We start from the raw sequence: 24,379 nt of genomic DNA, 5'->3' as shown, positions 1-24,379 counted from the left end.
TATGACAAGCCATACGAAAAAATCAGGAATTCTTGCTCTAAGTTTACTCGCTCTGATTATTACCCTGATGATTGTGATGATCCCAAAGGCTCACTGGCAAGCAGGTCACGCCTTCTGGAGTCACGGAACCTACCATCCTTTTTGGTCAATCACCGTACCGAGAATTTTGCTTGCGCTGATGGCAGGTTTGATGCTTGCAGTATCCGGATACTTGCTGCAAACAACGCTTAAAAACCCACTTGCTGATAGCGGCATATTAGGTGTCAATGCTGGGGCTTCTTTTGGAGCTGTTTGCGCGCTGCTACTGCCTAGCTGGTTTGGTTGGAGTATCAGTACAGAAAGTGCGCTTGTGTCTTTCTCAATGCTGGGTGGGCTTTTGGCAACATTGCCAATATTAGTGATAAGCCAACTCGCCGGTACTTCATTAACCCTCCTCACTGGCGTGGCGATGACGGCGATTATCGGTGCACTTAGCTCAGCGCTTATCTTTACTATCGGTCAAGGCAAAACCGATCTCGCACTGCAGTGGATGGCAGGCGGATTGTACGGACGTGGCTGGGAACAAATTGGTTATTTGTTGCCTTGGTTTATTGCTACGTTGATTTTCGTTGCTCTTGTCTTCGTGCCACTAAAGTGGGTTCGCTATGATGACAGTGTGCTGCGTGGTATTGGCATCAAAGGCCCGACACTTCGCATGTTACTGCTCGTTGGTACCGCATTGATTACGGCACCTGCGGTATCGGCTGTTGGTCCTATCGGCTTCGTTGGTCTTGTTATCCCTCATATGGCTAGAATGCTCACCAACAATGAACCGTTACACTCGCTACTTACCACTATGCTGCTCGGCAGCATCTTTCTTGCAAGCTCTGATTGGCTTGCAAGAACCCTACTCTTTCCCACGGAGATCCCTGCTGGCGTGATTACCGCATTGTGCGGCGTGCCCTTCTTCCTGTTTCTATTAAGGAGAAACTCATAATGTCAGAACTTCTCGCATCTACTCAGGTGAATAGCAACACTGCGACACTTGCGGGTAAAGGGTTGGTGTCAGGGTACCAAAATACTCTGATTCTCAATGGCGTCGATATTGAGCTCAAAGAAGGTAAAGTCACGTCGTTTATCGGGCCCAACGGCTGCGGTAAGAGCACACTGATGAAAACCTTGACTGGTTCTATAAAAGCGCGCTCTGGTGAGGTCAGCTTTTTAGGAAAACCGTTAAGCGATTGGAAGCTTAAACAGCTAGCCAAACACATCGCAATATTGCCGCAGCACCCTACAGCACCCGAGGGAGTATTGGTCGAGCAACTCGTCGCTCTAGGGCGAGTTGCACACAAAAAGTGGTATCAAGGTAATAGCGAACGTGACAAACAGGTAGTGTCAGAATCTCTCGCATCGGTTGGACTCGCAGGTTACGAGCAACGCGTCGTCAGCACGCTATCTGGTGGTGAACGTCAGCGTGTATGGCTCGCAATGTGTCTAGCACAAGAGGCAAAGTGGTTACTCCTGGATGAACCGACGAGCTATCTTGATCTTGGCCACCAGCTAGAGCTTCTCGAGCTATTGCAAAGACTCAACAAGGAGCGCGGTCTCACTATCGTTTACGTACTCCATGAGCTGAGCCAAGCGGCCCAATTCTGTGATGAGCTCGTCCTGATGAAAAAAGGACAGATTCTCAAGCAAGGTTCACCGTTAGACGTATTGACCGAACACACACTCAAAACTGTGTTTAAAGTTGAAGGGTCGATGCAAATTATCGACGATAAAGTGTTTTGCCTGCCAAAAGCATTTGTTAGAGAGGACAGTTAATGAGTTCTGTTACCCAATCGACTCCGATTGATGTCGAAAAAGCGATGTTAAGCTTTCAGCTCACTCTAAAACAAACCTATCCAATCTTGAGTGACGCACCGAAATCACTTAAAGGTATGCAGAGTCTACTCAATCAACACGAGCCTTTTTTCCGCCTCTCTATTGAAGACTCGCCTTCGGGATTTCCGGCAACAACATGGTTTGAGCGAGAGTTTTCCACTGCCGTGACTGCCTTTAGTGAGTTTATGCAGACCAAGAAACCGTTCGCAGCGCCTATCTGGCAAAAAACGCTCAATGCCTGCCTGTTTACGTCTTTGATTGGCTTGAGACTGAGATTTAACTGCGTGCCAGATCTCTCATTTGAAGATCTACATATAGAAACCGGGGACGATCATCGTGTATCAAAATTGTCTATACCCGCTGACACCAATGTATTCGTACTTGCGACCCAATCAGATGTCGCTAACTCCACTCCGGTTACAAGCCATGATGCATTAGATAAAAAGCTCGCGGAAGTCATTACACGCTTGAGTGAAGCGATGCAGCCGCACTTCAAGTCTCAGAAAGTCGCAACGAAATTATTTTGGGGAAATGCGCTTTATGCGTGTGGGCTAGCGTACTCAAAGCTCTTTAACCGCCCCATAGATACACAGGTCACCAACGCTGATTTGTTCATACAGAACCAATGGTTTCAATCGTTGTGTAACCAAGTACAAAACAAAGGCGGCGAGTTAAATGAAATCAAGAAAGTTGAGTTCAAAGGCTTTCAAAAGTGGTTTGTGCGTCGCGAGACTTGCTGCTTAAAGTATAAGATTGATGGCAAAGCAAAATGCACAACATGCAACCTTATCGAGCCGAGTGAACAGATTGGAATGGTGCAAACAGCGCTAAAACACATCGTCCAACAAAACTAGACTGTGTTGCCAAAGCCTGACTATGTTCATTCACACGTAACATTTCTCACATACTCTTCCTTGGTACTCAAGGAAGAACTATGCTCAGAAACACCCTTTTTCGAACTGCAAGATGGATAATCTCTGCAGTTTTCCTGTTAGTTGCTGCCGTATTGATCATGCCAGCAGCGCTAATATCAAACAGCCCGATCAATCTCAATCAACTCAATTGTCAGGTGGCGGACTCATCGGGAAACAAAACATTTCGTATCTACACGCCATCAAATTGGAAAGCGCAAGAAATGGCAGCGCTGTTCTGCGACTCTGTTCTTGTCGGTAGTGATTACTCACGACTAGAGTTGTCTTGGAAGCCAAGAGAGCGCTTTACTTCTGATGACTTGCTTGCGCAGCATTTTGACCTGCTATTCAGCCGTCCACGAGTGCTTAACGGCTTAGTTCCGGATTCTCAATCACTCTATGAACAAGCCTTGGTATTACCCGCCTACACTATCTACCTCTATGGGCATATCCCCATTCGTAGGTTGGCTTCGGCAACTCTATATAAAAGAACAATTGGGCTGCTCGACGACAAGCGCAGTCAGTCTGGATTCTTGATACCTGAGGTGGAGCTCAAAAAGCGGGGCGTGAAGTTAAGCGCGGAGAATACCCGCTGGTTTCATCACCGAAATGACCTAGTCCGTGCTTTCATCGACAGAGATGTCGATTTTATCCCTGCCATTGGTATTGAACCTGAACTTGTAAGTTGGTCTAGCGAGCAACGCATAGCACTCAAAACTATTCCTTCGGCTGGTAGTTGGTACCTTTCTCACTCACTGTCTGATGCGCTCAAATGTAGTATCAGCCAGAGCCTTCTCACCAAGCTACAAGAATCTCCTCTGATGGGAGAATTGCTACAGCAAACTAAGATGAGCACCGACGCCTGTTCATAGCGATGGGTGGAGACTACTTATGAATACCAAACTCTCTCTTTCAAGCAAACCACTTGTCATTGTGACCTCGTTTGTTGTCTTCTTAATCGCACTGGCGGCAATGTTATACGCAAGTAACCTTGCACTGCACATTGCGATCTATTCATCACTAAAGCAACAGCTCCCTAACGCACTTAACGACGCGCTGGTAAACAGTTATGATGTCGAACCATTACTTAACCACAGCGAATCACTCATTAAGAGCTGGCTTGAGTCTGCTAAGGTGATGTCTCTTTTTGATATCTCGACAATAAATAGCCTTGAAGTATTAGAGATATCTCTAACCTCAATGAGCTCAACGGATCAAGCCGATCTGACATTTCAACTTGGCGATCAGCACTATGGTGTGAGTTGGCGTGTTGCCGCAGAGCGCTCCACTCTCTCATTACTTTTCATCGTTTTCAGTAGTGCTCTGGTTGGTTTTACTGCCTATCGTTTACTACAGCGCAAGGCAAAGACATATCCCTCTCCTATTAACCATGAGATGTATGACACTGAACCCAAAGCTCTCGCTCGTCCACAGAATAACTTCCTCTCTGCAATAGAAGCGACGAACAAACCTCAAGACTCGGTTGAGCCGAATTCCACAATTGACCACGGACTCACTATTAACTTACTAGATAGGACAATTACTATTGGGCAGCATAAGCTCACTATGTCCAAAACACCTTTTTTTTATTATTACTGGTATATCAAACGTAGTATCGACAACCTTCCACCTTACATTAACCCTTCCAGCACCAAACCTGACATAGATAATGGACGAGAACTTGCACAGCTGATGCGCTGTTTTGGGGGGCACGCTAGAGCCATAAATGAACTTGAACAACACGGTTTGAAAGCTAAGACCCTCGATCAGAATAGAAACAAAATTAAGGACGAAATGCTCGCTCATTTTGGAGAGCGAGCTGAGCCCTACCTATTCCTAAAGAGCCGAGACCCAAAAACTGGCCGATATCAACATCAACTAGCCAAGAGTATTTTTACAATAAAAACAAAAGGTTAATTTTAGAGATATCTCTAAAAGCTTAGAAAGCTCTGTTTAACATAACCGTCATCAATCCCTTCTAGCTTAGATATCAACTTTTCAAGCACACAAAGGGAAATACTATGAACACCAAGTTTGCTGCGTTGACATTGGCAATAGGTTTAGGGATCAGTGCTCAAGCAAACGCACTGAATATTGTTTTAACCAACGATGACAGCTGGTCGACGACCAATATTCAGACTCTTCATACTGCACTTAAAGCGGCGGGTCACGACGTGATTATGTCCGCACCTTGTACAGGGCAAAGTGGTAAGGGTGGTGCTATCCACTTCATGAAAGAGGTATCGGTTGACCGTACTCAACTTGACAAGGATCAAGTTTGTGTTGGTGATACTGACACTTCCGTCGCTTTCGAAGACTACACCGAAGGCACACCAACAATGGCTGCATTGTACGGTATTGATGTTTATGCAATGGAGCGCTGGGGCAAGCAACCTGACCTTGTAATCTCTGGCCCTAATGAAGGCAACAACGTGGGCTACTCGACCAATATGTCGGGTACACTTGGCGCAACCAACGCCTCTATCGCACGCGGTATTCCTGCGATTGCAGTCAGCGCTTACGATGGCGAAGCTGACAAAGCCCAAGACGTCGCAAACATAGTCGTTGAACTTCTCGACCAACTTGTTGAAAAGACAGCGGACGGCGTACCTTTACTACCTAAGTTCACTGGACTTAACGTTAATATTCCTGAAGACCCTGCTAATCATCGCGGCTTTAAACACTCTCAAGTTGGCTGGAACGCGGGTCACGACAACATGATCGTCAAATTCACTGACGATCTAGCCTCAAGCGACATGTTTATGGGTTACGTTGCTATTGAAATGATGAAGCATGACCCTAGCCTGACGATGGACGAAGCCATGGCAGTAGCCCGAAGCATGTACAAAGACAAAGCAGGCATCAGCATGGATTCTGACGCGAACTACGCCGATCAATCAGAAAACAGCGAAGGTATTGCTGTTGGTCAAGGCTATGTCACCATTAGTGCGATTCAAGCTAACGTTCAAGGTTCGGTAGCCAAGTCAGAATGGGTTCGCTACAAGCTAAACGAACTGTTTTAAGGGGTTAGCATGAAAAAGCTATTACTACTGAGTGTTGCGACTGCGGTTTTAGCAGGCTGTAATGACAGCTCAGACACAAGTTCTGCCATGAGCCAAAGTGACTTTGTCTCTGCCTACCAGGGCCAATATGTTGGAAGCCAGTTGATTGATTCTGAACCCATGCATTTGGGGCTTACCGTCAACGAAGGCGCATTTTACCTGACCGTGACGGACGCGAGCGAATCATCAACGGTTTACACCGGCGACTACAGCGAGCAGTCAGGCAAGTTAAGCTTCAATCAAGGTGAGATCCAATGTCAGTTAAACGGTGTATACCACTGCGAAGCTGGATCAGATAGTGTCGAGTTACGAACTCACGCTCCAACTGACTGGATCGCCATTGAAGAGCTAAGTGGCACATACCGCAATTCAGAACAGGCGACGTTCACGATCGTGCAATCTGGTGAGCAGATCTATGTTGAGCTAGCGAACTGCACGCAAACCGGGGAGAAAATGGGGGCTAACGAGGTCAAATTTGAAGCTGGTTTTTGTTTTGACCAAGAGGTGTTAGCAATGATTGAGCCTCAGACGCTTGAAACGGATGGCGACACACTTAAAGTCACCTCATCCAACCCACTTTTGGGCGGCTACTGGTTTAAAGGGTAACTTTCGCCCCTAACATACTGAGTACCATCGCAAATACCGCCTTAGATCGACATCTTGGGCGGTATTTTCTTTGCTGGCTTTCTGACCTTTCAATCAATATCCACAATTCTTTTGATGACACTGCTCACGGAACCGACTATTATCCACTAACGCAAATCATTCTCATTGTCATCGATAAGCGCTATCGCTGACCTCCCGCTACTTTTTCTATTATGACTATCTCTCACAAAGACTATTACAAGATTGCCCTACCCTTTATTATTTCAACCGTCACTCAACCACTGCTTGGCGCGGTAGACACTGCCGTCATCGGTCAGCTAGGTGTTGCTGAGTTGATTGCTGGTGTTGCCGTCGGTACGGTGATTATGAATACCTTGTATTGGTTATTTGGCTTCTTTCGTGTCAGCACGACGGGTCAAAGTGCTATGGCACTCGGAAGAGGTGATCAAAGCCTTCTGGCAAGCAGCCTGATGAGACCGTTTGTACTCGCCGCCTCTGTTGGGCTGGTGTTTATCGTGCTGCAATCTTTGCTCTGGCAGGGTGCCCTTTGGATCATTGAACCTGAAGCTGATGTGGCGCAGCAAGCTGAGATCTACTTTTCTATTCTTATCTTTGGTGCCCCGTTTGTCTTACTCAACTACACCGTTATCGGCTGGTTGATGGGTCAAGCGAAAGCGAAAGAAACACTCTACACCCAAGTCTTTGGCAACGTTCTTAATATCGTGCTTGATGCTGTATTTGTACTCTATTTTGACCTTGGCGTCGCTGGGGTTGCCTATGCGAGCTTGATCTCTCAAATAGTGATGTTCACCATTGGTATGAGTTTGGTTCTTAGAACAGCTGGAGTATCGTTGTCATCGCTGATGGCAGCTTCAAAGATGTCCAAAAGCGATCTCGCGACCATCGTTTCATCAAACACAGATCTACTTTTGCGCACAGTTTGCTTGCTCACCTTCTTCAACATGATGGCACGAACGGGTGCTCAGCTTGGTACCGACACCCTCGCGACTAACGCTATCCTGATGCAGATTACCTTTATCGTCAGCTACCTTTTTGATGGCGTGGCGAATGCATCCAGTGTCTTCGCAGGAAAGGCGGTCGGTGAGAAAAACCCCTCCATGCTTGAGCGCGTTTTGAAGCTCAACTTTCAGTGGACTGCAGGCTTAATTGTTCTGCTCACACTTGTCGTTGCTCTATTTCAGAATCAATGGGTTTACCTATTCACAAGCCTAGAGAGCATCGTTGACTTGTATCAAGAGATGACGCCATGGCTACTCGTGTTCCCTCTCGTGGCAGGTTTCGGCTTGACCGTGTACGGCATCTTTACGGGAACAGGAACGACAAAACCTGTTAGAGATTCAAGCATTGCGACACTCATTGTGTTTCTTGTTGTGCAGGCATTCAGCGTCGATTTATGGGGAAATCATGGACTTTGGCTTGCCTTTACCCTGTTCTACTGTGGTCGTATTGGCTTCTTGTATCCATTCATAGTTCAAGTAAAAAAGAAGTGTATTGAGTAGAAAAGCAATCCCCCTATCCATGCACTGAAAACATAGCTTAAACACTTTCATTCGAGCGCTCATTAAGAGCGCTTTTTGTTGTTATTAAAGACCACTTTAAGGCCAAAACAGGCAAAATTAGCTCTCGATCACACTTCTAAAAACACTTGCAAAGTGGTACGATTGTTACGTTATAACATCAGTCATTAGAGCCACTCCGTGAACACCCCAATCCTTACTGTCAATCAGCTTTCAATCCAGTCAAAAGAACGTGTCTTGTTTCAAGATATTCAGTTCGAAGTCAATGCAGGAGAAATGCTTGCAGTAATGGGACCTTCTGGCATTGGTAAGTCCATGTTGTCAAAGGCGATTGCTGGCTTCACCCCAGACTCAATGTCCGTCTCGGGCGATATTTTCTTGGCAGGCGCTAACGTCTGTAATGTGTCTCTCATAGAGCGAGCACCAGAGCAGCGCCCTGCGTTTATTTTCCAAGATGCTTTGCAGGCTCTAAACCCTCTTGTAACCGTCGAAGCTCAGTTGACGCTGGCACATACCGGTTGGCGAACCAAGCCCAAGACAGATGACCGAAGCACTATCGCCGCATTACTCACGCGACTTGGCTTCTCCGACCCGTCAGAAATCCTCAAGCTTTATCCAAGCCAGCTATCTGGCGGTCAAAGACAGCGAATCTGCATCGCAATTGGACTGCTAAGTAAAGCCTCTCTGCTAATTGCGGACGAGCCAACCAGTGCGCTAGACCCAGTTACAGAACAAGAGATCCTAACTCTGATCCGAGAAAGTGTAAGAAACACCAACATGGCTGGCATTCTGATCACTCACGATCTCCATAGCGCATTAGAGTGCGACAAAATGGTGGTGATTGATGAAGGCCGAGTCATCGCCTACGGCGAGCCTCGCCATGCGCTCGAATGTAGCGAACACGATTTTTGCCAATCTTTAAGAGGATTGATCTGATGCCAGCTATTTCCTCGGGACAGGCTGTTTCTTTAGAACAAGCCAAGCACACAGATAACGCTGCAACATCAAGTGTCTTGTTTGAAGACGTGAGTGTGCACCACTACTCAATGCCAAAGTGGTTGGGTGGTAAGCCTTTTAAAGCACTCGATAAAGTGTCACTCAAGGTTGCAGAGCGCAGTGTGGCGATTGTCGGTCCCTCGGGGGCGGGCAAATCCACAATGATTGAGATCTTGTTTGGATTACGCACGCCACAAGAAGGTCGCATCAAGGTATTGGGACACACTCTGCCTATCACTTCTAACAAAGAGCGTCTTGCGCTGTGTAAGCAAATCCAGCTGATCCCGCAGGAGCCACATACTAGCCTCAACCCTTATTACACTGTTGCTCAAGTGTTGATTGAACCACTGGAAAGCCTCGGTATTGAGGGCAACCATCAGCAAAAAGCACAACGAGCACTAGAAGAAGTTGGGCTTCGACCAGAGCTATTAGCCCTAACACCAAGTCAACTCTCTACGGGTCAAGCGCAGCGCGTCGCGATTGCCAGAGCGCTCATCGTTGAGCCTGAGTTACTGGTTGCTGATGAACCCACCAGCAGCCTTGACCCAGTTAACCGCCAACATCTTATTAATCTGCTGAACACGCTCAAGCAACAAAGAGCGCTTAAACTCATTTTAGTCACGCACGACCTCGGCGCAGCCAGTGCATTGTGCGATGACATTGTGGTCTTAGACCAAGGGCAAGTCGTGGAGCATGATTGTGCAACTTGCATTATGAACTCCCCGACTCACCCAACAACCAAGGCGTTAATCCACGCCCAGCCGCTGACTTCGGCGGCCAATAAACAGAACACCAACTCACAAACACAATAGAGAACCCTCACCATGCGTTTCCATTCCATTAAATTAGCCTGTGCGCTTGCTTTAGCTTTGCCATTAACGGGCTGTTTTGATTCTAAAGAAGAAGCTCAAAATACAGCAACCGACACGGCGGTAAAATCAGAGATTCGTGTTGCTATGATGCAGCCACCACGCACGGGTCTATCGCCACTTTCAGACGATGCTTTCAAGCTTTCTCGTTGGAGCACGGCGGAAACGCTTATAAACCTAACGCCTAAATCAGAGGCAGAGCCAATGCTCGCTACTGCATGGGAACAAGTTGATCCACTCACTTGGCACTTTACGATTCGTGAAGGCGTTAAATTCCACGACGGCTCAATGCTGGATGCTAATGCAGTGGTTAACTCACTTCAAAAAGCACTCGATGCCGCGCCAAAGCCACGTATTCTTGATGGTATTGACCTTGAAGTCACTGCACTGGATGCAAACCGTGTTGAGATTAAAACAACCTTCAACGACCCACTGCTTCCAAGCCGACTATCCAGCCCTCAGTTGGCGATTCTGGCTACAAGCGCATATCAAGATAACGGCCGCGTCATCCCAACCGGTGCAGGTACTGGTCCATTCGAACTAGTGGAAATCAATGGCACTACAAGCGCAAAACTAGAGCGCTTCGATGGCTACTGGGGCGAGAAAGCTAAGATTGAGACGGTTATCGCAGAATACGTACCAAACGGCTTTGCTCGCGCTGCAGCGCTTCGCACTGGTACGGCTGATGTTGTAGAAGCAGTTCCTGTATCTCAAATCGCGACTCTGGATGAAAACCTGCTCCACGAAGTCGCTATGCCGCGCACCAACACCCTTTACCTCAACAACAAGTCTGAGGTATTTAGCCAGCTTGAACTTCGTAAGGTAGCTGCAGCAGCAGTTGACCGCGAGCAGATCATCCGTACCGTTTACGAAAACCATGCAGATATCGCAGAAGGCCTACTAGGTCCTGCTCTCGCTTGGGCTGCACCAATCCGTCCAGAAGCAGCAGCTCTAGAAGAAGGTAAAAAAGCCAACGGGGAAAAAATCGTTATCGGTACCTTTACCGACCGTGCAGAGCTACCAGAAGTTGCAGCACTACTTAAGCAGCAGCTAGAAGCAGCAGGTTTCCAAGTTGAGCTTGATATCCGCGAGTACGCGCAAATCGAAAACGATGCACTTTCTGGCAAGTTCGATGCATTTATCCTGTCACGTGCAACTGTACTAGACTCAGGTGACCCAGTGGCTTACATGCAAAGTGACTTTGGCTGTGAAGGTTCATTCAACCTTGGTCAGTTCTGTTCTGAAACCGTTGATGAAGCACTGACTCACGCAGACTTACAGCCACTTGGTGAACAGCGTCAAAAAGCAATCATTGCTGCTGAGCAGAAGATTCTTGGTGAATTCGCTGCTATCCCACTGCTTCATGAGCGTGTGGTTCAAGGTGAAAGTACGCGCGTAACGGATGCAGTCCGTGACCCAAGTGAGCGCCGTCTGATCGACGCACAAACAAAGGTTAACTAAGCCTAATGATGTCTGCTGGTGCACCTAGACTGTCGTTAAACGCGATCGCCCCATGGCTATCGCGTTTGGCGTCACTTATTGTCGTAGTCATTCTTGTGGGTTTGATGCCGGATATTGCTGGCATCGACCCAAGCCAATCTATCCTTCGAGCACGTGCTGGTCAGCAACATATGCTGACGCCCGAAGCACTTGCAGCGGTCAGAGAGGATCTTCAACTCGATCGCTCTGCCACAGAAAGGCTGATTGATTGGTTAGGTGACGCCCTTCACGGCGACTTAGGAGTGTCTTGGATTGATGGCACATCCGTCTCAGAGGGCATTCAGCAGACATTGTCTACCTCACTTTTCTTAATGTCACTCGCACTCGGGCTGACGTTTTTTCTGTGTGGTCTAGGTTTACTACACATGCTTTATCGATGGAAGGCCAACAAACTCGCTCAAACCCACAACAGTTTGAGTACGGTGCTGATATCACTGCCAGAGTATGTCATCGCCTCGGTGCTGATACTGATATTTTCCATCTGGTTGGGTCTATTTCCACCTTATGGTTGGCAGAACTGGCAAGACATCTGGCTGCCAAGTCTCGCTCTGGCGTTACCTGCCAGTGGTTTGTTTAGCCGTCTCCTTCGAGACAGCTTGCAACGCGTTCTTAACGAACCTTGGGTTATTACTTGGCTAAGCGCGAATGTGAGTCCAAACCAAATCCTAAGGTTTGCGGTGAAACGCGCCACCAGCAGTTTGATACCGCAAATCTCGATGATCATGATAGGTCTAACAGGCGGCGCAGTCGCGGTAGAGCAGATCTTCTCTATTCCCGGAATTGGCCGACTCATTCTTGGCGCCGCTAAAGCACAAGATTTGCCGATGTTACAAGGCGGGCTTTTAGTACTACTACTGATCTCGATCTTTATTAGCAGTGTCGGACTACTTATCCAGCAATGGATTCTTGGGCATAGCTTAAAAAGTGGCAAGCTGATCAGTAGCCACACTACGTTCTCGTTTACTTCGAGCAGAAGCAAGCGACTTACGGCCTACTCGATTTTTGCTGTGCTATTTCTGGTTGTCTGTTGGTCATTGGTTGCTGATCCATTTTCGAGCCAATACGTCAGATTGGCTTCACCTAGCCTCGAAGCGCCACTCGGCGCCGACGGTATTGGCCGAGACTTAATGGCTCGTATCGGCGCAGGCATGCTATCGACATTCAAAGAAGGCTTCATTGCGACATTACTCAGCTTACTCGTTGGTATCATCTTGGGCTTCAACACCAGAATAAGCCAAGGTCTTATCGAGATAACTAAAGGTGTGCCGTACATTATTGCCGGTCTGTTGGTTGCGGGTTTAACTGGGATGCATCCGAGTAGCGCAATGATCGCTATCGTCTTTGTGTCATGGGCACCGCTTGCAGCTCACTGCTCAAGCCTCATTACGGAAGCCAAAGCCCAGCCATACACCCACTTAGCCCCGATTTGGGGAACGGGTCGCGTTAAGGTGCTAAGACATTACATTCTGCCTTATGTTATGCCACCACTATTAAGGCACGCATTGCTAAGATTACCAGTGATCACCCTAAGCCTCACTGCGCTGAGCTTTATTGGTCTGGGTGCTAAGCCACCTTCACCAGAGTGGGGGTTGATGATTGCGGAGAATTTACCGTATATCGAGCGAGCGCCACTGGGCGTAATGGGACCGATAGTAGGTCTTGTTTTGATGGGTGTGGCGATCAATTTGTTGTTCGATGATTAAGCTGTCCATGATCCGAATCAAGGTACAAATATACCGCCTTGATTACTATCTGACAAAACAAAATTCTAAGAAGCAATGCAATGAACAACAATCACACACAGATTACCCTTGAGATGGTAGATTGCGCGATAGCAAAGGTGGAAACGGCCAATCACGTTTCCCTTGAAAGCCTGAAAGCTTTGCTAAGCACTCAACCAGAACAAACTCTTGAGATGTTTGGTGCAATGAACGCGCTAGAGTCGCTTGATGACAAGTACAAGCAACTTATGACCAAATACCCACAGATGCTTGAGAACGCTCAGCATGTGTTAGAGACATCGGTTTTGCTTGGTTGATAACCCGCACAGCCGAATGTATCTTAAAGCCGCTTAACTTAGCGGTTTTTTTGTACCTAGAGTTGGAACAGGGGAAACGCCAGTTGCTTGTACATCAGAAGATATCTAGCGCTTCCCCAAATGAGGAATGTCGTCGAAGACGAAACTGATCATAGCAGCATCGGGATATGGGAATGCACGTTCAGTGCAATAACGGTGTAAATTTCCAAACAGTAAGAAATATTGATAAAATTGAAGGTAATTAGGGCTGAAGGTACCGTTAGAAACAAAAAGACGGTACCCCCTATCAAGTACCGTCCCATCTATCAATCAGAGCTTATATAACGCTCAGAATTTTAAGCTACATCAAGCGTTCTATTGTTAGATTGAATGCTGGCAAGCAAGTCACCCATCTCAAAACCTTTATCTTGGTCAACAGAAATCAGCGTCCCTACTCTCATTGGCAAAGCTCTCTCTGCTAGAGCGGCTAACTCAGGAATATATTCTTCGCCAGGATGTCCCTCTTTACGGAATGGTAGGCGGTCACGGTAACGCTGAGAAACTAGCTCCGGTGATATTTGATTCCAAACTTCAATAACTTGGTCAACGCCGGCTGATTTCAGGTATTGCTCAAGCGTTTCTTTAGGTTGAAAACCAAACCAAGCATCAATCACGTACGTGCAACCATCAGGTGCATCAGAAACAGTATCCCATATTACTTGATATGCCGACTTGCCCATTTCACGATTAAAGGCTCTATCGATATTGTCATGAATGGCCATGAATGGCTCTTTGATTACATCAATAGAAAGATATGGATGATCAAAGTGAACTGAAATCGCTTTAGCGATTGTGCTCTTTCCTGAAGCGGGTACGCCATTAACTAAAATTACTGTCTTCATAATAAACACAATACCTCTTCTTTAGTTTGAGCCTGCTTGATCTTGTTACGCGTATCGCTGTCAGAGAGCATTTCAAATATCGGTTTCAATCCATGCTCAATATGACTGCGCCCATCTAACGCAGACAGCATAATAATCAGGTCAACTTCTGGACTATCGTTGATTGAAATTGGTTCTTTCAATGTCATCAGACTAAAGCCCATTTTGTTCACACCATCCTCTGGACGAGCATGTGGCAAAGCAAACATCTCATCCTCAAACACGTAATAAGCGCCAGTTTCTTCCGTTGTTTTCGTTATTGCTCTAAGGTAATCCTCAGAAATAAAATCGTGGTTAAGAAGTGGTGTTGCCGCAATTTTAAGGGCATCACGCCAATCTTGAGTTTCAACTTGCAATTGAATTGCGTCGTTTTGTTCTAATAATTGTTTGAGCATTAATTCCTCACCAGATGTACTAAGAGTTGCTAAAGGTCTAGAAGTTACTTCGAGCCATGTTTCTCAGCTCATTCATTCTAGTCAGCGCTTGGTCAACCTGAGAGCGGTATGATGGCGCTTGAGCAAATACTGATGTGGCTTGACTGTATTTAGACATCAGTTGTTGCTGACAGCTTATATTGCTTGGTTCTTTCTCTAGTGCCTGTTCAAGAGTTTGTATCTCATCGTAGAGTGTTTTTGCGGACGTCTCATCGACAGGCTTTTCAGGCTTCTTCCCAAATAAATTAGCAAACAATCCCATAGTTCCTCCTATCGCGCCCCACAAAGGGGCGCGCCTAACATTACTTATTGGAAAAGACGAATCTTTTCAGCAATTACTTCTCGCACAGCTTGTCTAGCAGGAATAAAGAACTTGCGCACCGAATCGTTTACCTTACCTGTCGCAAAAGTGTCTTGGCAGTGCTTAACCCATTGGACATTCATCTCTGTCCCTACATTAACTTTATCCATACCATGGCGGACTACGAAACGCATGTCTTCGTCACTGACGCCCGTTCCACCGTGCAGAACCAATGGTATTTGCGTTTCGTTTGCTAGTTCTTGCAAAAGCTCATGTTGGATGTCGGTTTTTGCAGTGTAAGAGCCGTGGACGGTACCGATACTCACAGCAAGCATGTCAACTTTAGCGTGCTTAACGAAGTGAACGGCTTCCTCAACTGTCGTGAAAGAAATGTCGTTTGCTGCCACGACTTTGCCATCTTCTGCTCCGCCGATCGCTCCAAGTTCAGCTTCCACTGTCACACCTTTTGGTCGAGCATATTCGATGACCAGATTCGTATTTGCGATATTCTCATCGATTGGAAGATGAGATCCATCATACATAACACTACTAAAGCCTTTATCGATGGCTAACTTGATGTCATCAATGTTTGAGCAGTGGTCTAAGTGTAAACACGTTGGGATATCATGCTCTTTTGCCAATGCAACGACTGAGGCAACGAGTAAGTCATATCCGAGGTACTGCGCTGTTCCCGTCGAGATTTGCAGCATTAGCGGCGAATTGGTGTCGATAGCCGCCTCAAAGTAACCAGGTAACATCTCCAAACAGTGTACGTTGAAACTTCCGACTGCATTGAAGCCACGCTCAGCAGCGATACGGTTTAAGTCTGTAAAATTAAGCAGCTTCATTAGTTAGTTCCTCTTTGTGCTCTTTAGCTGAAGATAGGGATTTGTTTACGAACCATGTAATTGCAACTGTGAATGCGATGAAGGTACCAACGAACATCCAGTTACCGTTGAATGCATTACCTAGCAGTAGACCTGTTGAAATAACGTCAGAGTCACTGAATGTCACACCTACGAAACCATAAGTTTCTAGTAGTGGGATTAAGATTGCTGGCAAGAAAGTGATAAATAGGCCGTGTACGACACCACCAATGATTGCGCCTTTACGGCCGCCAAGTGCGTTACCAAAGATACCTGCCGTACCACCAGCGAAGAAGTTGGTAAGAAGACCAGGTAGAATCATCGCTAAGCCAAACATTGGGAACACCAGCATACCGATAACCGAACCAACGGTAGTTGATAGGAAGCCAAGGATGACCGCGTTAGGTGCGTAAGGGAACAACACTGGGCAATCAAGAGCAGGTTTTGCGTTTGGCACCAAGCGCATTGCAATACCTTGGAACGCTGGTACAAGCTCTTGAAGCAACAGGCGTACACCAGAGTAAAGAACAAAGACACCCGCTACAAAAACCATAGCTTGCATGAAAGAGTACATTAGGTAGTTCATACCACCTGAGAACTCTGCAATGTACTCCGGACCTGCTGCAACCGCTGGAATCAAATACATTGGGATCATGACAACTGCCATTGAAAGATAGGTATCGTTCAAGAACGAGAAGCTCTTTGGTAGTTCGATATCTTCTGTAGATTTCGAGCCCTTACCAACCACTTTTGCAACTGCAGCTTGTACCATGTAACCGATAGTACAGAAGTGACCTAAAGCGATGTTGTCGTTACCAGTGATCTTTCTAACAACGGGTTGAGCAATTGCAGGCATAGCAACAGCCATGATACCGCCGAAGATACCACCAGTAAGAACTAAGCTCATGCCTGTAAGACCAGCCTTGTAGCAGATGACCGCTCCGATAGTACTCATCCATAGTAGCGCTTGGCCTGTCAGGAAGATGTATTTCCATGGCGTGAAACGTGCGATGATGATGTTAGTGGCAAAAATCACGATCAAAGTAAGCGCTACTTCAGTACCTAACTGCTGATTTGCTAGACCTGCAATCGCTGCTACATCAGTAATGTAGCCAGTCATTCCAAACCCATTAGTAAATATATTATTTAGGAAGGTCAGCGTTTCAACGATAATATTAATACCAGCCATCATCACCAAGAAACCAAGCATGGTTTTGAATGTGCCTTCAAATATCTTCCCGAAACCTTTCTTTTGTAATATCAGGCCAAGCATTGCAATAAATGCGATAAGTATTGATGCTTGTCCTAATAAGTCTTTCACGATAAATTCAAAAAAAGCGTTCATGTCATTCTCCATGGAATATATTTTGCTTTTATTTAGGGTGTAAAAATCTAGCCCAACCTATATGTAGGGGATGATTGGACTAGTTTTTATCAGGTTAGATTTTTGTTATTTATTAAAGAATAGAGAGAGTTTTTCTTCCATTTCAGCACTATCAGTGAATTTTTCAATAGTAATGACTTTCTCTGCTTCTTGAGGTGATGCACTGGATTTAATTGCATCAGCAAATGTGCTTGATGTAATGATGGCATCTGGTTTTAATGCTAATACTTCTGAAACTGTGGTATGGTCTAACTTAAATTTTACACCTAGTTTTTCCAATACAGGTTTTGCAGTCATTTCTAAAGCAAAACTTGAACCCAATCCACAACCACATACACACCATATATTATAAGACATAGATGTCCTCCTGATTCTACATATTAACCTTTCATAACACTGGGTTAGACTATTTTTAATTGTTCGGCCAATTTAAAGAAATGACCGTCTTTATCCACAACCCTGCTTGTCATTGAACCCAAATCGACAGGGATAGGTTTATTACTTGAATTGATGACAATAACTTTGTTGGCCATGCCACTTTGAATACAGCGCACGACTTCCGTTGCAGCAATCGTACCCTGATAAATTTCTTCGGTTGTTGGCTCACCGCTTCTTAAACCAAACCCTAGAGTGGTCTTACGGATTCTCACCCCAATCTTTGGCTCAAGAGCTGCAGAGACTGTGTTTATCGCTCCTTGGAAGCCTGGTTCATACTCCTTTGTGTAGCTTTCAGCGCACAAAATTATGACGCTATTTTGAAGTGCTAGCTTCTCTTGAATGCGCATTGCCAACTCATCGATATCAATTTGATGCTCTGGTATCAAGGCAAAATCAGCATTAGACTTAATTGCAGATTGAAGAGTTAGCTCACCAGAATAAGCACCAAGAACTTCCACCATAAATACGCGATTCGCCAGTGCTCTACCTGTATTTCTTAATTTAGAAACTTCTCTTAATACCTGCTCACAAGCAGTAGAGAAGCCAATTGTAAACTCAGAGCCATCAAGATCATTATCGACCGTCATACCAACGCCAAAGCAATTAACTCCAAATTCACTGAGTTTTGCTAGGAAACGCATAGAACCATCGCCACCAGCACATATTAATGCTCCAACTTTGTCTTTACGTAGCCTGTCTGCAATCGACAAGTATTCGTTGTCGTTTAGAAAGCGGCTTGTTCTTCCTGAAGATATAATAGGCATTGAAGACAATGAGTAATCAGCTAAATCTCTAAAGCTTACATCTTTTTTATTACCATTAAGCAGCCCGAGAATTCCACCATTATAAATAACGATGTCCGCATTCGATAATTTAGCGACCTGATATATAAAGTTGTTTATACCAACAGCATCACCGCCGCTCAATACAATTCCAAGTTTCATAGTAGTGCCCCTTTGTTGAGTTTATTATCGGCTACTACAAAAAAACTAACCGTGATCAAGATCGATAAAAGAACCAAATAAAAAGTACCAACCCATTCAACAAGCAGATGCAACAGCCATGTTTTAGTGACATAAATCACAAACCACCCTTGAATTGTTAAATTATTTAACAATTCAAGGGTAGTTTTTAGAGATCTAAAGCTCATTTCTCTTCGGGGGTGTTAAATTATTGTCACCAGGTCTTATTAATATGATTTTAGATGAATTTGTGACTGGGATCTTATTAGGGCAATCATCGTTTTTAATCGGAGAAGGAAAACATTCTCAATGATTGATAAAATACATTTCTTACTGTAACAATGCGTAACAACAAACCGATGCATGACATATCATTGATGGGGTTAATTGTAGGTAATTTACTATGAATAAAGTATTTCTACATGAGTCGACAAGCGGTCAGTTCGTTTTAATCTGTTGAGCTGAGGAAAAAGTGTCCTCAGCCAAACAGAGGTATATTGCTTTAGCATTGAAAATCAGACGTTATCTAGCGCTCAGTTGTCTCCAGCCCCACTAGCATCAAGTCACCAGCCATTACGCCAGTATTCGCTGTAATGCCAGCAATCAAAACAACGACAGCATATTTGCTCAATAGAATGCCGTAGCCAAGGGTAGTTACGATTCGGTTCATTTGTGTGGTCCTCAAAGTTAAGTGTTTTCTCTTTGAACAAAAATACCGCACTTAATTGACCTCGGATGCAACCTAGGTGCATTTACCACTTGTCTCCTCGATAACCAAATCGAGCTAAATAGTGCCAGACTTTTTTTACCTCTTGTTCCTCATAGTTTTGCTCAGTTACCGCCTTTCCCAATAAGGCAGCATCTATAACACCATTGACCGCAATGCGTTTGGCAAGCTCAATGTATTCCTGACCTCGATAGTCTGGAAACTGAGCCATATGTTCTATCGTAAGCTCATACCCATCATGCCATTCGACAACAACTCCAAGATCTCGAGCTTGCTGCTCGATTGGCGTTGAACGGTATACTGGGTCAAGTACCAAACTCTCCACGTCTACACAAAGAGAGAGCTCGCCATGGATGTGAGCCTCTATATAATCATCAAGGCGATCCACTTGCGCTTGAGTCGCCATAGCAACGAGATCGCTGAGTCGATCTGAGGTCGCAAAATCTTCAGGATTAAAATAACTGTCTGGGTAACAGAAGGTGGTGCGCTCGAGTACATGAGGTTTGAGTTTAAAAAAAGCCGAGCCAAACCTTGGGGAGGCGCCCATTGGATACTGACGATAGTTTAGCGCACCATACTTGGGCCTAAGGTTATCAGGAGCGTCATCGTACGCTCCATCAAATACTCTCTGTTCCCACTGCCAGCGCTCTCCACCTTTGTAGGCGGTTAAGCCACCGTTACTGGTTTGGGTTTCGAACTGAGACTTTAAAACTCCAGAATGTGCCATCGCCAAAAGTAGAGGTGTGTTGTCTGAGGTTAATCGGTCAGGGTGGAAGTTGATAGTAACCGTAAACGCGTTCTGTAAGGACGTCCCCTTCGATTTATTGCGGACATTGATAAGGGCTACATCGACTGGGTTATTGCGGCTCATGCTTGCTCCATCTTCTATCTATCGACACTCAGTCTCTGATATTTCTTTAAGCAAAGCAACGAAGTAGATCACCTAAGATACGACCCCGCAACCATCTACTCTTTCTCTAAGTACGCTTCGTCTTGTTTCTTATAGAGCATTAACGTCGATTTAATACCGACCGATTTGGCAGGCTCTGGAGGTAGCCACATAGGTAAACTTTCGTCAGCATGATCAAACCACGGATGAGCCTTGCCTCGGTATAGAGTGGCAACAACATCACCAAATAAAAACGCCAGATTGATGCCGTGTCCATTATAACCAAGCGCGTAGTAGATGTTGCGATGCTCACCCATTACGCCTACTGCTTCTTTGCTATCGCCAGTCATGCCCAATACACCATTCCATACGCGTTCGAACTTAATGCCTTTCAACGCAGGGTACAGTGTCACAAGTTCCGTCATCATCATATCGCTGACTGCTTCTAGATCTCCCTTGTAGACTAAACCGTCATTAAACTCATATTCTGCATTGCCCCCACCAATTACGATACGATTGTCTGGAGTGAGCACTAAATGAAACAGTAAATTGCGGGTATCGAAGTATGGCATTCCAGGCTGCCATTGAATGGCGTCAAGCTGTTCTTCGCTCAATGGCTCCGTCACTGCACTTTGCGCATGCACTGGGAACACTCGACCGCAAAAATAACCCAGTTTCGAAGTAAAGGCGTTGGTTGCTAGTACGATATCATCGGCTGTAACCTTGTACTTGTCAGCAACGCTTAGGGTGATTTGTTTACCCTCTTGAATGTCGGTCACCGGACTGTGCTCATAAATGGTAACACCGGCTAATTCCACCGCTCTTCTCAGTGCGTTAACCAACTTCATAGCATGCACCTGACCACCATTAGGATCGTAAACTGCCCCAACATATCGATCCGTACCGAGTTCTTCTTCCGTTTCGTCTGCATTCCAATACTCAAGCGGTATACCCAAGTCGTTAGCAGTCTCTACGTACTCTTGATATTCGGCGATATCCTCCTCATCAAGAATCGCTTCTAGATAACCATCAAGAACCAGGTCAGCGTCGACACCCGTTGACTTCACCAGAGCTTCAAGCTTTTTCATACTAGTTACAGTCAGGTCATAGTGACGCTTGCTCGCCTCACCGTCTTCATAGAAGTCCATCTCTTCTGAACCTGGCAGCACCATGCCGCCATTGCGGCCAGACGCCCCACTACCCACCTGTTTTGCTTCGAAAATCACGATATTGAGAGCTGGGTTAGCCTTCGCCAAATGCCAAGCGCTTGAAAGACCACTGTAGCCACCACCAATGACGGCAATGTCCACTTTGATGTCTTGGTTTAGCGGCGGGTTATCTTGTTTAGGTTTTTCATCAAACCAGTAGCTGTTGTTGGGTTCAAAATCGCTTTTCGCTGGTCCACAGGCTAAGAGAAAAAAAGTAAAAAGGAAAAGCGTCAAAGTGCGCTGGAAATGACTTAAGTTTGCCATCAAATTCTCCAAGTGGAATCGTAATTTCAGTAGACGATATACCAAGAATAATAGCTCTCCGTTTCCTGAAAGTCGTGTCGACAAACTTCACACCTTTCAAAATCGTTGTCAGGAATCATCTCTATATATAACTAGCAATGATAAGACCTCGATTTCAACGCGATAGACCTTGGAGAACATGGGAAAGGGTCGATAGATACAGAGTAAATAACTACTAACTACATTTTGGAAAGCGATTAAGCACACTTAACTATTCACCATCGAAATATCACCACTAAATACCGAGAGATCATAGAATCTAAATCCGTATTGATATGGTTATCTTTTCTGCACGTTCACTTTATGGAACTATACCCATCCCATTGAATATAAAACGAACTCGAAAAGCCTAGTAGGCATACCTAGCTAGCTTTTCCATACGATAAGGACATCAGCATGATAGGAAGAATTACCCAACTGTTTCCAGTTTGGGCAGTATTGTTTGCAGCCGCAGCTTATTTTTCACCAGAACTGTTTGTTGGTCTCAAAGCGCAAATTATTCCACTCCTGACAATCATCATGCTCGCCATGGGGATAAGCTTGTCTCCCAAAGACTTCATTAATGTTTTTCAGTTTAAAAAAGCAGTCGGTGTTGGCGTTCTGTTGCAGTTCCTCGTCATGCCATTAACCGCACTTCTCATTAGCTACCTACTCGGCTTCAATACTGAGCTAACAGTCGGAATGGTGTTGGTGGGCAGCGTTGCGGGCGGAACGTCCTCCAACGTGATGGCTTTCTTAGCAAAAGGGAATGTCGCGCTCTCTATTTCAATGACGGCAATATCAACGTTACTTGGCATCATATTAACGCCGTTGCTGATTCAGCTATTAGTCGGTGAGAGAGTGGATGTTCCGGTATCCGCGATGCTAATGAGCTTAGTGAAGATTGTCCTGCTACCTGTCGGCATTGGTCTGCTCATCAACACATTTGCTCACAAGGCCGTCGCTAAGGCAAACGCCCTACTTCCACTTATCTCCATGATCGCTATCGTCTTGATCATTGCCATCGTAGTGGCTTTGAACTCAGAAAACCTAAGCCAAGTCGGTCCGTTAGTCGCGCTTGCGGTAATCCTGCACAACAGCATTGGTCTCACCGCTGGTTATTACTGCTGCCGTTTGCTCGGTTTCAACGAATCCACTTGCCGGACGATCGCCTTCGAGGTTGGCTTACAAAATTCCGGCTTGGCGACCGCATTGGCAATGAAGTTTTTCTCACCAGCGTCTGCGATAGCCGGCACTATCTTCTCGGTTTGGCACAATATCTCAGGTTCACTTCTTGCAGGGTATTGGGTCCGTAAGAAGGAAACTCCAGCTAAAGACACTGCGGCTTGCTAATAGGATGCGAGCAGTGTAACTCCTTTTACGCTGCTCGCTCAAAGTCAAGATGACTCACGTCTTGAAAGACGCGTAACTCAAATAGGTTCAGAACAGAGTACAGGTGCTCAAAAATCTCGGCCTGTACCGTTTCAAAATGCCCCCAGTCTGTATTTTTTGTAAAACAGTAGACCTCTAGAGGGACACCTTTAGAAGAGCAATCTAGCTGACGAACCATCAGAGTATGGTCTCGATTTATATCGCCTCTAGAGCGCAAGTATGCCTCTACATAAAGTCGAAACAATCCAGCATTAGTCAAGCAACGCTTGTTCATATTGTCACCCAATTCATGCAACTGATGAGATTCACACAGCTCTGCTATTTGGCGACGCAGCAATGGGACCGTCGCAAGCTGATTGACATGATTCATGTCTAAAAACTTGATGCTATTGGCATCCAAAGAAAGGCTACGTTTTATCCGTCTCCCTTGTAGAGTCATGCTTCTCCAGTTCTTAAGGCCAACATTAAGAATTTCATAAGTCGGAATGATTGACGTCGTTTTATCCCAGTTCTCTACCGTGATTACGTTGAGAGTAATGTCTTTAATTACACCATCTGCATCGTACTTATCGACTTCTATCCAGTCTCCTTTGCGTACCAGCCTATGAACATTGATCTTAATGGCCGTAACAGTTCCTAGAATACTGTCTTTGAAGATCAGTAAAAGAACAGCAGACATTGCACCAATACCACTGACTAATGCCATCGGTGGGATATCCAGCAAAATAGCGATCATCAGCACTAACATGATCGCCGAGCTGGCTATCTTAATGAGTTCAACAAAAGGCTTGATCGGTATCCCATCTAAAGACTCACTGCGAGAGAATTGCGCTTCTAAGAAATCTAAAACCGAATGGACAACCAAAACAGAAAAGAGTAACACTCCAATCTCTGCCAATTTGCTATACCAGCCTTGCACCGAAAAGTATTGGAACCAAAAGATACTAAATACAAAGCCCACCAGGTATTGAACACGATGTACAAATTTCACTTCATACTTCGCTTTCACTCTGTTTGGATTCATATCTAAAAACCGAGAGAGTATCGTTCTCACAATCCAAGGGATTAGGCAGAAAGATATGGTTGTTGCCGCAATCTGAAAGAAGTGCTTTTCCACTTCAGTTAACGACAGATAGAGTGACTTTAGAGTTTCCAAATAATCCATAATCCTTTACACCGATTAGCTAAGTACT

25 protein-coding genes are annotated in these 24,379 nt (G+C 45.5%); 14 read left to right on the top strand and 11 right to left on the bottom strand.

Going from position 1 to position 24,379, the window contains the following annotated elements:
• The first annotated feature begins 1 nt into the window (after position 1).
• The 13 genes from J4N45_RS05315 to J4N45_RS05255 all read left to right on the top strand — a co-directional run bounded on the left by J4N45_RS05315 (position 2) and on the right by J4N45_RS05255 (position 13,383).
• Complete coding sequence (locus J4N45_RS05315) at positions 2–976, top strand: FecCD family ABC transporter permease (RefSeq protein WP_252013957.1); 975 nt, start codon at positions 2–4, stop codon at positions 974–976.
• The gene (locus J4N45_RS05310; protein ID WP_252013955.1) at positions 976–1,803 is read left to right on the top strand and encodes an ABC transporter ATP-binding protein; all 828 of its coding nucleotides are present in this window, start codon (positions 976–978) and stop codon (positions 1,801–1,803) included. Before J4N45_RS05315 ends, J4N45_RS05310 begins: the two co-directional genes overlap by 1 nt.
• Positions 1,803–2,717 carry a (2Fe-2S)-binding protein gene (locus J4N45_RS05305; protein WP_252013954.1) on the top strand — a complete coding sequence of 305 codons (915 nt, stop codon included), beginning with the start codon at positions 1,803–1,805 and terminating at the stop codon, positions 2,715–2,717. Before J4N45_RS05310 ends, J4N45_RS05305 begins: the two co-directional genes overlap by 1 nt.
• Before the next feature lie 80 nt (positions 2,718–2,797).
• Positions 2,798–3,646, top strand: a complete 849-nt coding sequence (locus J4N45_RS05300; protein WP_252013952.1) for a phosphate/phosphite/phosphonate ABC transporter substrate-binding protein — start codon at positions 2,798–2,800, stop codon at positions 3,644–3,646.
• Between the two features lie 19 nt (positions 3,647–3,665).
• Positions 3,666–4,691, top strand: a complete 1,026-nt coding sequence (locus J4N45_RS05295; RefSeq protein ID WP_252013950.1) for a hypothetical protein — start codon at positions 3,666–3,668, stop codon at positions 4,689–4,691.
• A gap of 104 nt (positions 4,692–4,795) precedes the next feature.
• Positions 4,796–5,797: a 5'/3'-nucleotidase SurE gene (locus tag J4N45_RS05290; RefSeq protein WP_252013948.1), complete on the top strand. Its 1,002-nt coding sequence runs from the start codon at positions 4,796–4,798 to the stop codon at positions 5,795–5,797.
• 9 nt (positions 5,798–5,806) lie between these two features.
• Positions 5,807–6,442 carry a lipoprotein gene (locus tag J4N45_RS05285; protein ID WP_252013946.1) on the top strand — a complete coding sequence of 212 codons (636 nt, stop codon included), beginning with the start codon at positions 5,807–5,809 and terminating at the stop codon, positions 6,440–6,442.
• A gap of 212 nt (positions 6,443–6,654) precedes the next feature.
• Positions 6,655–7,962 carry an MATE family efflux transporter gene (locus J4N45_RS05280; RefSeq protein WP_252013944.1) on the top strand — a complete coding sequence of 436 codons (1,308 nt, stop codon included), beginning with the start codon at positions 6,655–6,657 and terminating at the stop codon, positions 7,960–7,962.
• Positions 7,963–8,160: 198 nt separating this feature from the next.
• A complete protein-coding gene (locus tag J4N45_RS05275) occupies positions 8,161–8,916 on the top strand; it encodes an ATP-binding cassette domain-containing protein (RefSeq protein WP_252013942.1) in 756 nt (251 codons plus the stop codon).
• The gene (locus J4N45_RS05270; RefSeq protein ID WP_252013940.1) at positions 8,916–9,788 is read left to right on the top strand and encodes an ABC transporter ATP-binding protein; all 873 of its coding nucleotides are present in this window, start codon (positions 8,916–8,918) and stop codon (positions 9,786–9,788) included. The genes J4N45_RS05275 and J4N45_RS05270 overlap by 1 nt, the downstream gene beginning before the upstream one ends.
• A 12-nt stretch (positions 9,789–9,800) precedes the next feature.
• Positions 9,801–11,306 (top strand): ABC transporter substrate-binding protein, encoded by a 1,506-nt coding sequence (locus J4N45_RS05265; RefSeq protein ID WP_252013938.1) that lies wholly within the window; start codon positions 9,801–9,803, stop codon positions 11,304–11,306.
• 5 nt (positions 11,307–11,311) lie between these two features.
• Positions 11,312–13,048: an ABC transporter permease subunit gene (locus tag J4N45_RS05260; RefSeq protein ID WP_252013936.1), complete on the top strand. Its 1,737-nt coding sequence runs from the start codon at positions 11,312–11,314 to the stop codon at positions 13,046–13,048.
• Positions 13,049–13,128: 80 nt separating this feature from the next.
• Positions 13,129–13,383: a hypothetical protein gene (locus J4N45_RS05255; protein ID WP_234494168.1), complete on the top strand. Its 255-nt coding sequence runs from the start codon at positions 13,129–13,131 to the stop codon at positions 13,381–13,383.
• 335 nt (positions 13,384–13,718) lie between these two features.
• On the opposite strand, the gene J4N45_RS05250 is transcribed toward J4N45_RS05255, so the two are convergent.
• The 10 genes from J4N45_RS05250 to J4N45_RS05205 all read right to left on the bottom strand — a co-directional run bounded on the left by J4N45_RS05250 (position 13,719) and on the right by J4N45_RS05205 (position 21,776).
• Complete coding sequence (locus J4N45_RS05250; RefSeq protein ID WP_252013935.1) at positions 13,719–14,264, bottom strand: P-loop nucleotide/nucleoside kinase family protein; 546 nt, start codon at positions 14,262–14,264, stop codon at positions 13,719–13,721.
• Positions 14,261–14,698 carry a PTS sugar transporter subunit IIA gene (locus J4N45_RS05245; protein ID WP_252013933.1) on the bottom strand — a complete coding sequence of 146 codons (438 nt, stop codon included), beginning with the start codon at positions 14,696–14,698 and terminating at the stop codon, positions 14,261–14,263. The genes J4N45_RS05250 and J4N45_RS05245 overlap by 4 nt, the downstream gene beginning before the upstream one ends.
• A gap of 37 nt (positions 14,699–14,735) precedes the next feature.
• Positions 14,736–14,999, bottom strand: a complete 264-nt coding sequence (locus tag J4N45_RS05240) for a hypothetical protein (protein WP_252013931.1) — start codon at positions 14,997–14,999, stop codon at positions 14,736–14,738.
• A gap of 44 nt (positions 15,000–15,043) precedes the next feature.
• Positions 15,044–15,886 carry a class II fructose-bisphosphate aldolase gene (locus tag J4N45_RS05235; protein ID WP_252013929.1) on the bottom strand — a complete coding sequence of 281 codons (843 nt, stop codon included), beginning with the start codon at positions 15,884–15,886 and terminating at the stop codon, positions 15,044–15,046.
• Positions 15,873–17,249: a PTS sugar transporter subunit IIC gene (locus J4N45_RS05230; RefSeq protein WP_252013928.1), complete on the bottom strand. Its 1,377-nt coding sequence runs from the start codon at positions 17,247–17,249 to the stop codon at positions 15,873–15,875. The genes J4N45_RS05235 and J4N45_RS05230 overlap by 14 nt, the downstream gene beginning before the upstream one ends.
• Positions 17,250–17,354: 105 nt before the next feature.
• Positions 17,355–17,645, bottom strand: a complete 291-nt coding sequence (locus J4N45_RS05225; RefSeq protein ID WP_252013926.1) for a PTS sugar transporter subunit IIB — start codon at positions 17,643–17,645, stop codon at positions 17,355–17,357.
• A gap of 44 nt (positions 17,646–17,689) precedes the next feature.
• A complete protein-coding gene (locus J4N45_RS05220; protein ID WP_252013924.1) occupies positions 17,690–18,670 on the bottom strand; it encodes a 6-phosphofructokinase in 981 nt (326 codons plus the stop codon).
• A 544-nt stretch (positions 18,671–19,214) separates the two neighbouring features.
• Entirely contained in the window at positions 19,215–19,358 is a 144-nt protein-coding gene (locus tag J4N45_RS05215) for a hypothetical protein (protein WP_252013923.1), read from the bottom strand.
• 82 nt (positions 19,359–19,440) lie between these two features.
• Positions 19,441–20,286 (bottom strand): DUF3626 domain-containing protein, encoded by an 846-nt coding sequence (locus tag J4N45_RS05210; protein ID WP_252013921.1) that lies wholly within the window; start codon positions 20,284–20,286, stop codon positions 19,441–19,443.
• A 95-nt stretch (positions 20,287–20,381) separates the two neighbouring features.
• Positions 20,382–21,776, bottom strand: a complete 1,395-nt coding sequence (locus J4N45_RS05205) for an NAD(P)/FAD-dependent oxidoreductase (RefSeq protein ID WP_252013920.1) — start codon at positions 21,774–21,776, stop codon at positions 20,382–20,384.
• 435 nt (positions 21,777–22,211) lie between these two features.
• Here J4N45_RS05205 and J4N45_RS05200 point away from each other — a divergent pair, with 435 nt between their 5' ends.
• Positions 22,212–23,147 carry a bile acid:sodium symporter family protein gene (locus tag J4N45_RS05200; RefSeq protein WP_234494180.1) on the top strand — a complete coding sequence of 312 codons (936 nt, stop codon included), beginning with the start codon at positions 22,212–22,214 and terminating at the stop codon, positions 23,145–23,147.
• 25 nt (positions 23,148–23,172) lie between these two features.
• Here the strand turns inward: J4N45_RS05200 and J4N45_RS05195 are convergent, their stop codons facing one another.
• Positions 23,173–24,351, bottom strand: a complete 1,179-nt coding sequence (locus tag J4N45_RS05195; RefSeq protein ID WP_252013918.1) for a mechanosensitive ion channel family protein — start codon at positions 24,349–24,351, stop codon at positions 23,173–23,175.
• Positions 24,352–24,379 lie beyond the last annotated feature (28 nt).

Origin of the sequence: Vibrio sp. SCSIO 43140, from assembly GCF_023716585.1 — a bacterium.
GTDB classification, from domain to species: Bacteria; Pseudomonadota; Gammaproteobacteria; order Enterobacterales; family Vibrionaceae; genus Vibrio; species Vibrio maritimus_B.
The sequence above is the reverse complement of the archived record's forward strand: the minus strand, read 5'-3'. Positions and strand labels throughout refer to the sequence as shown.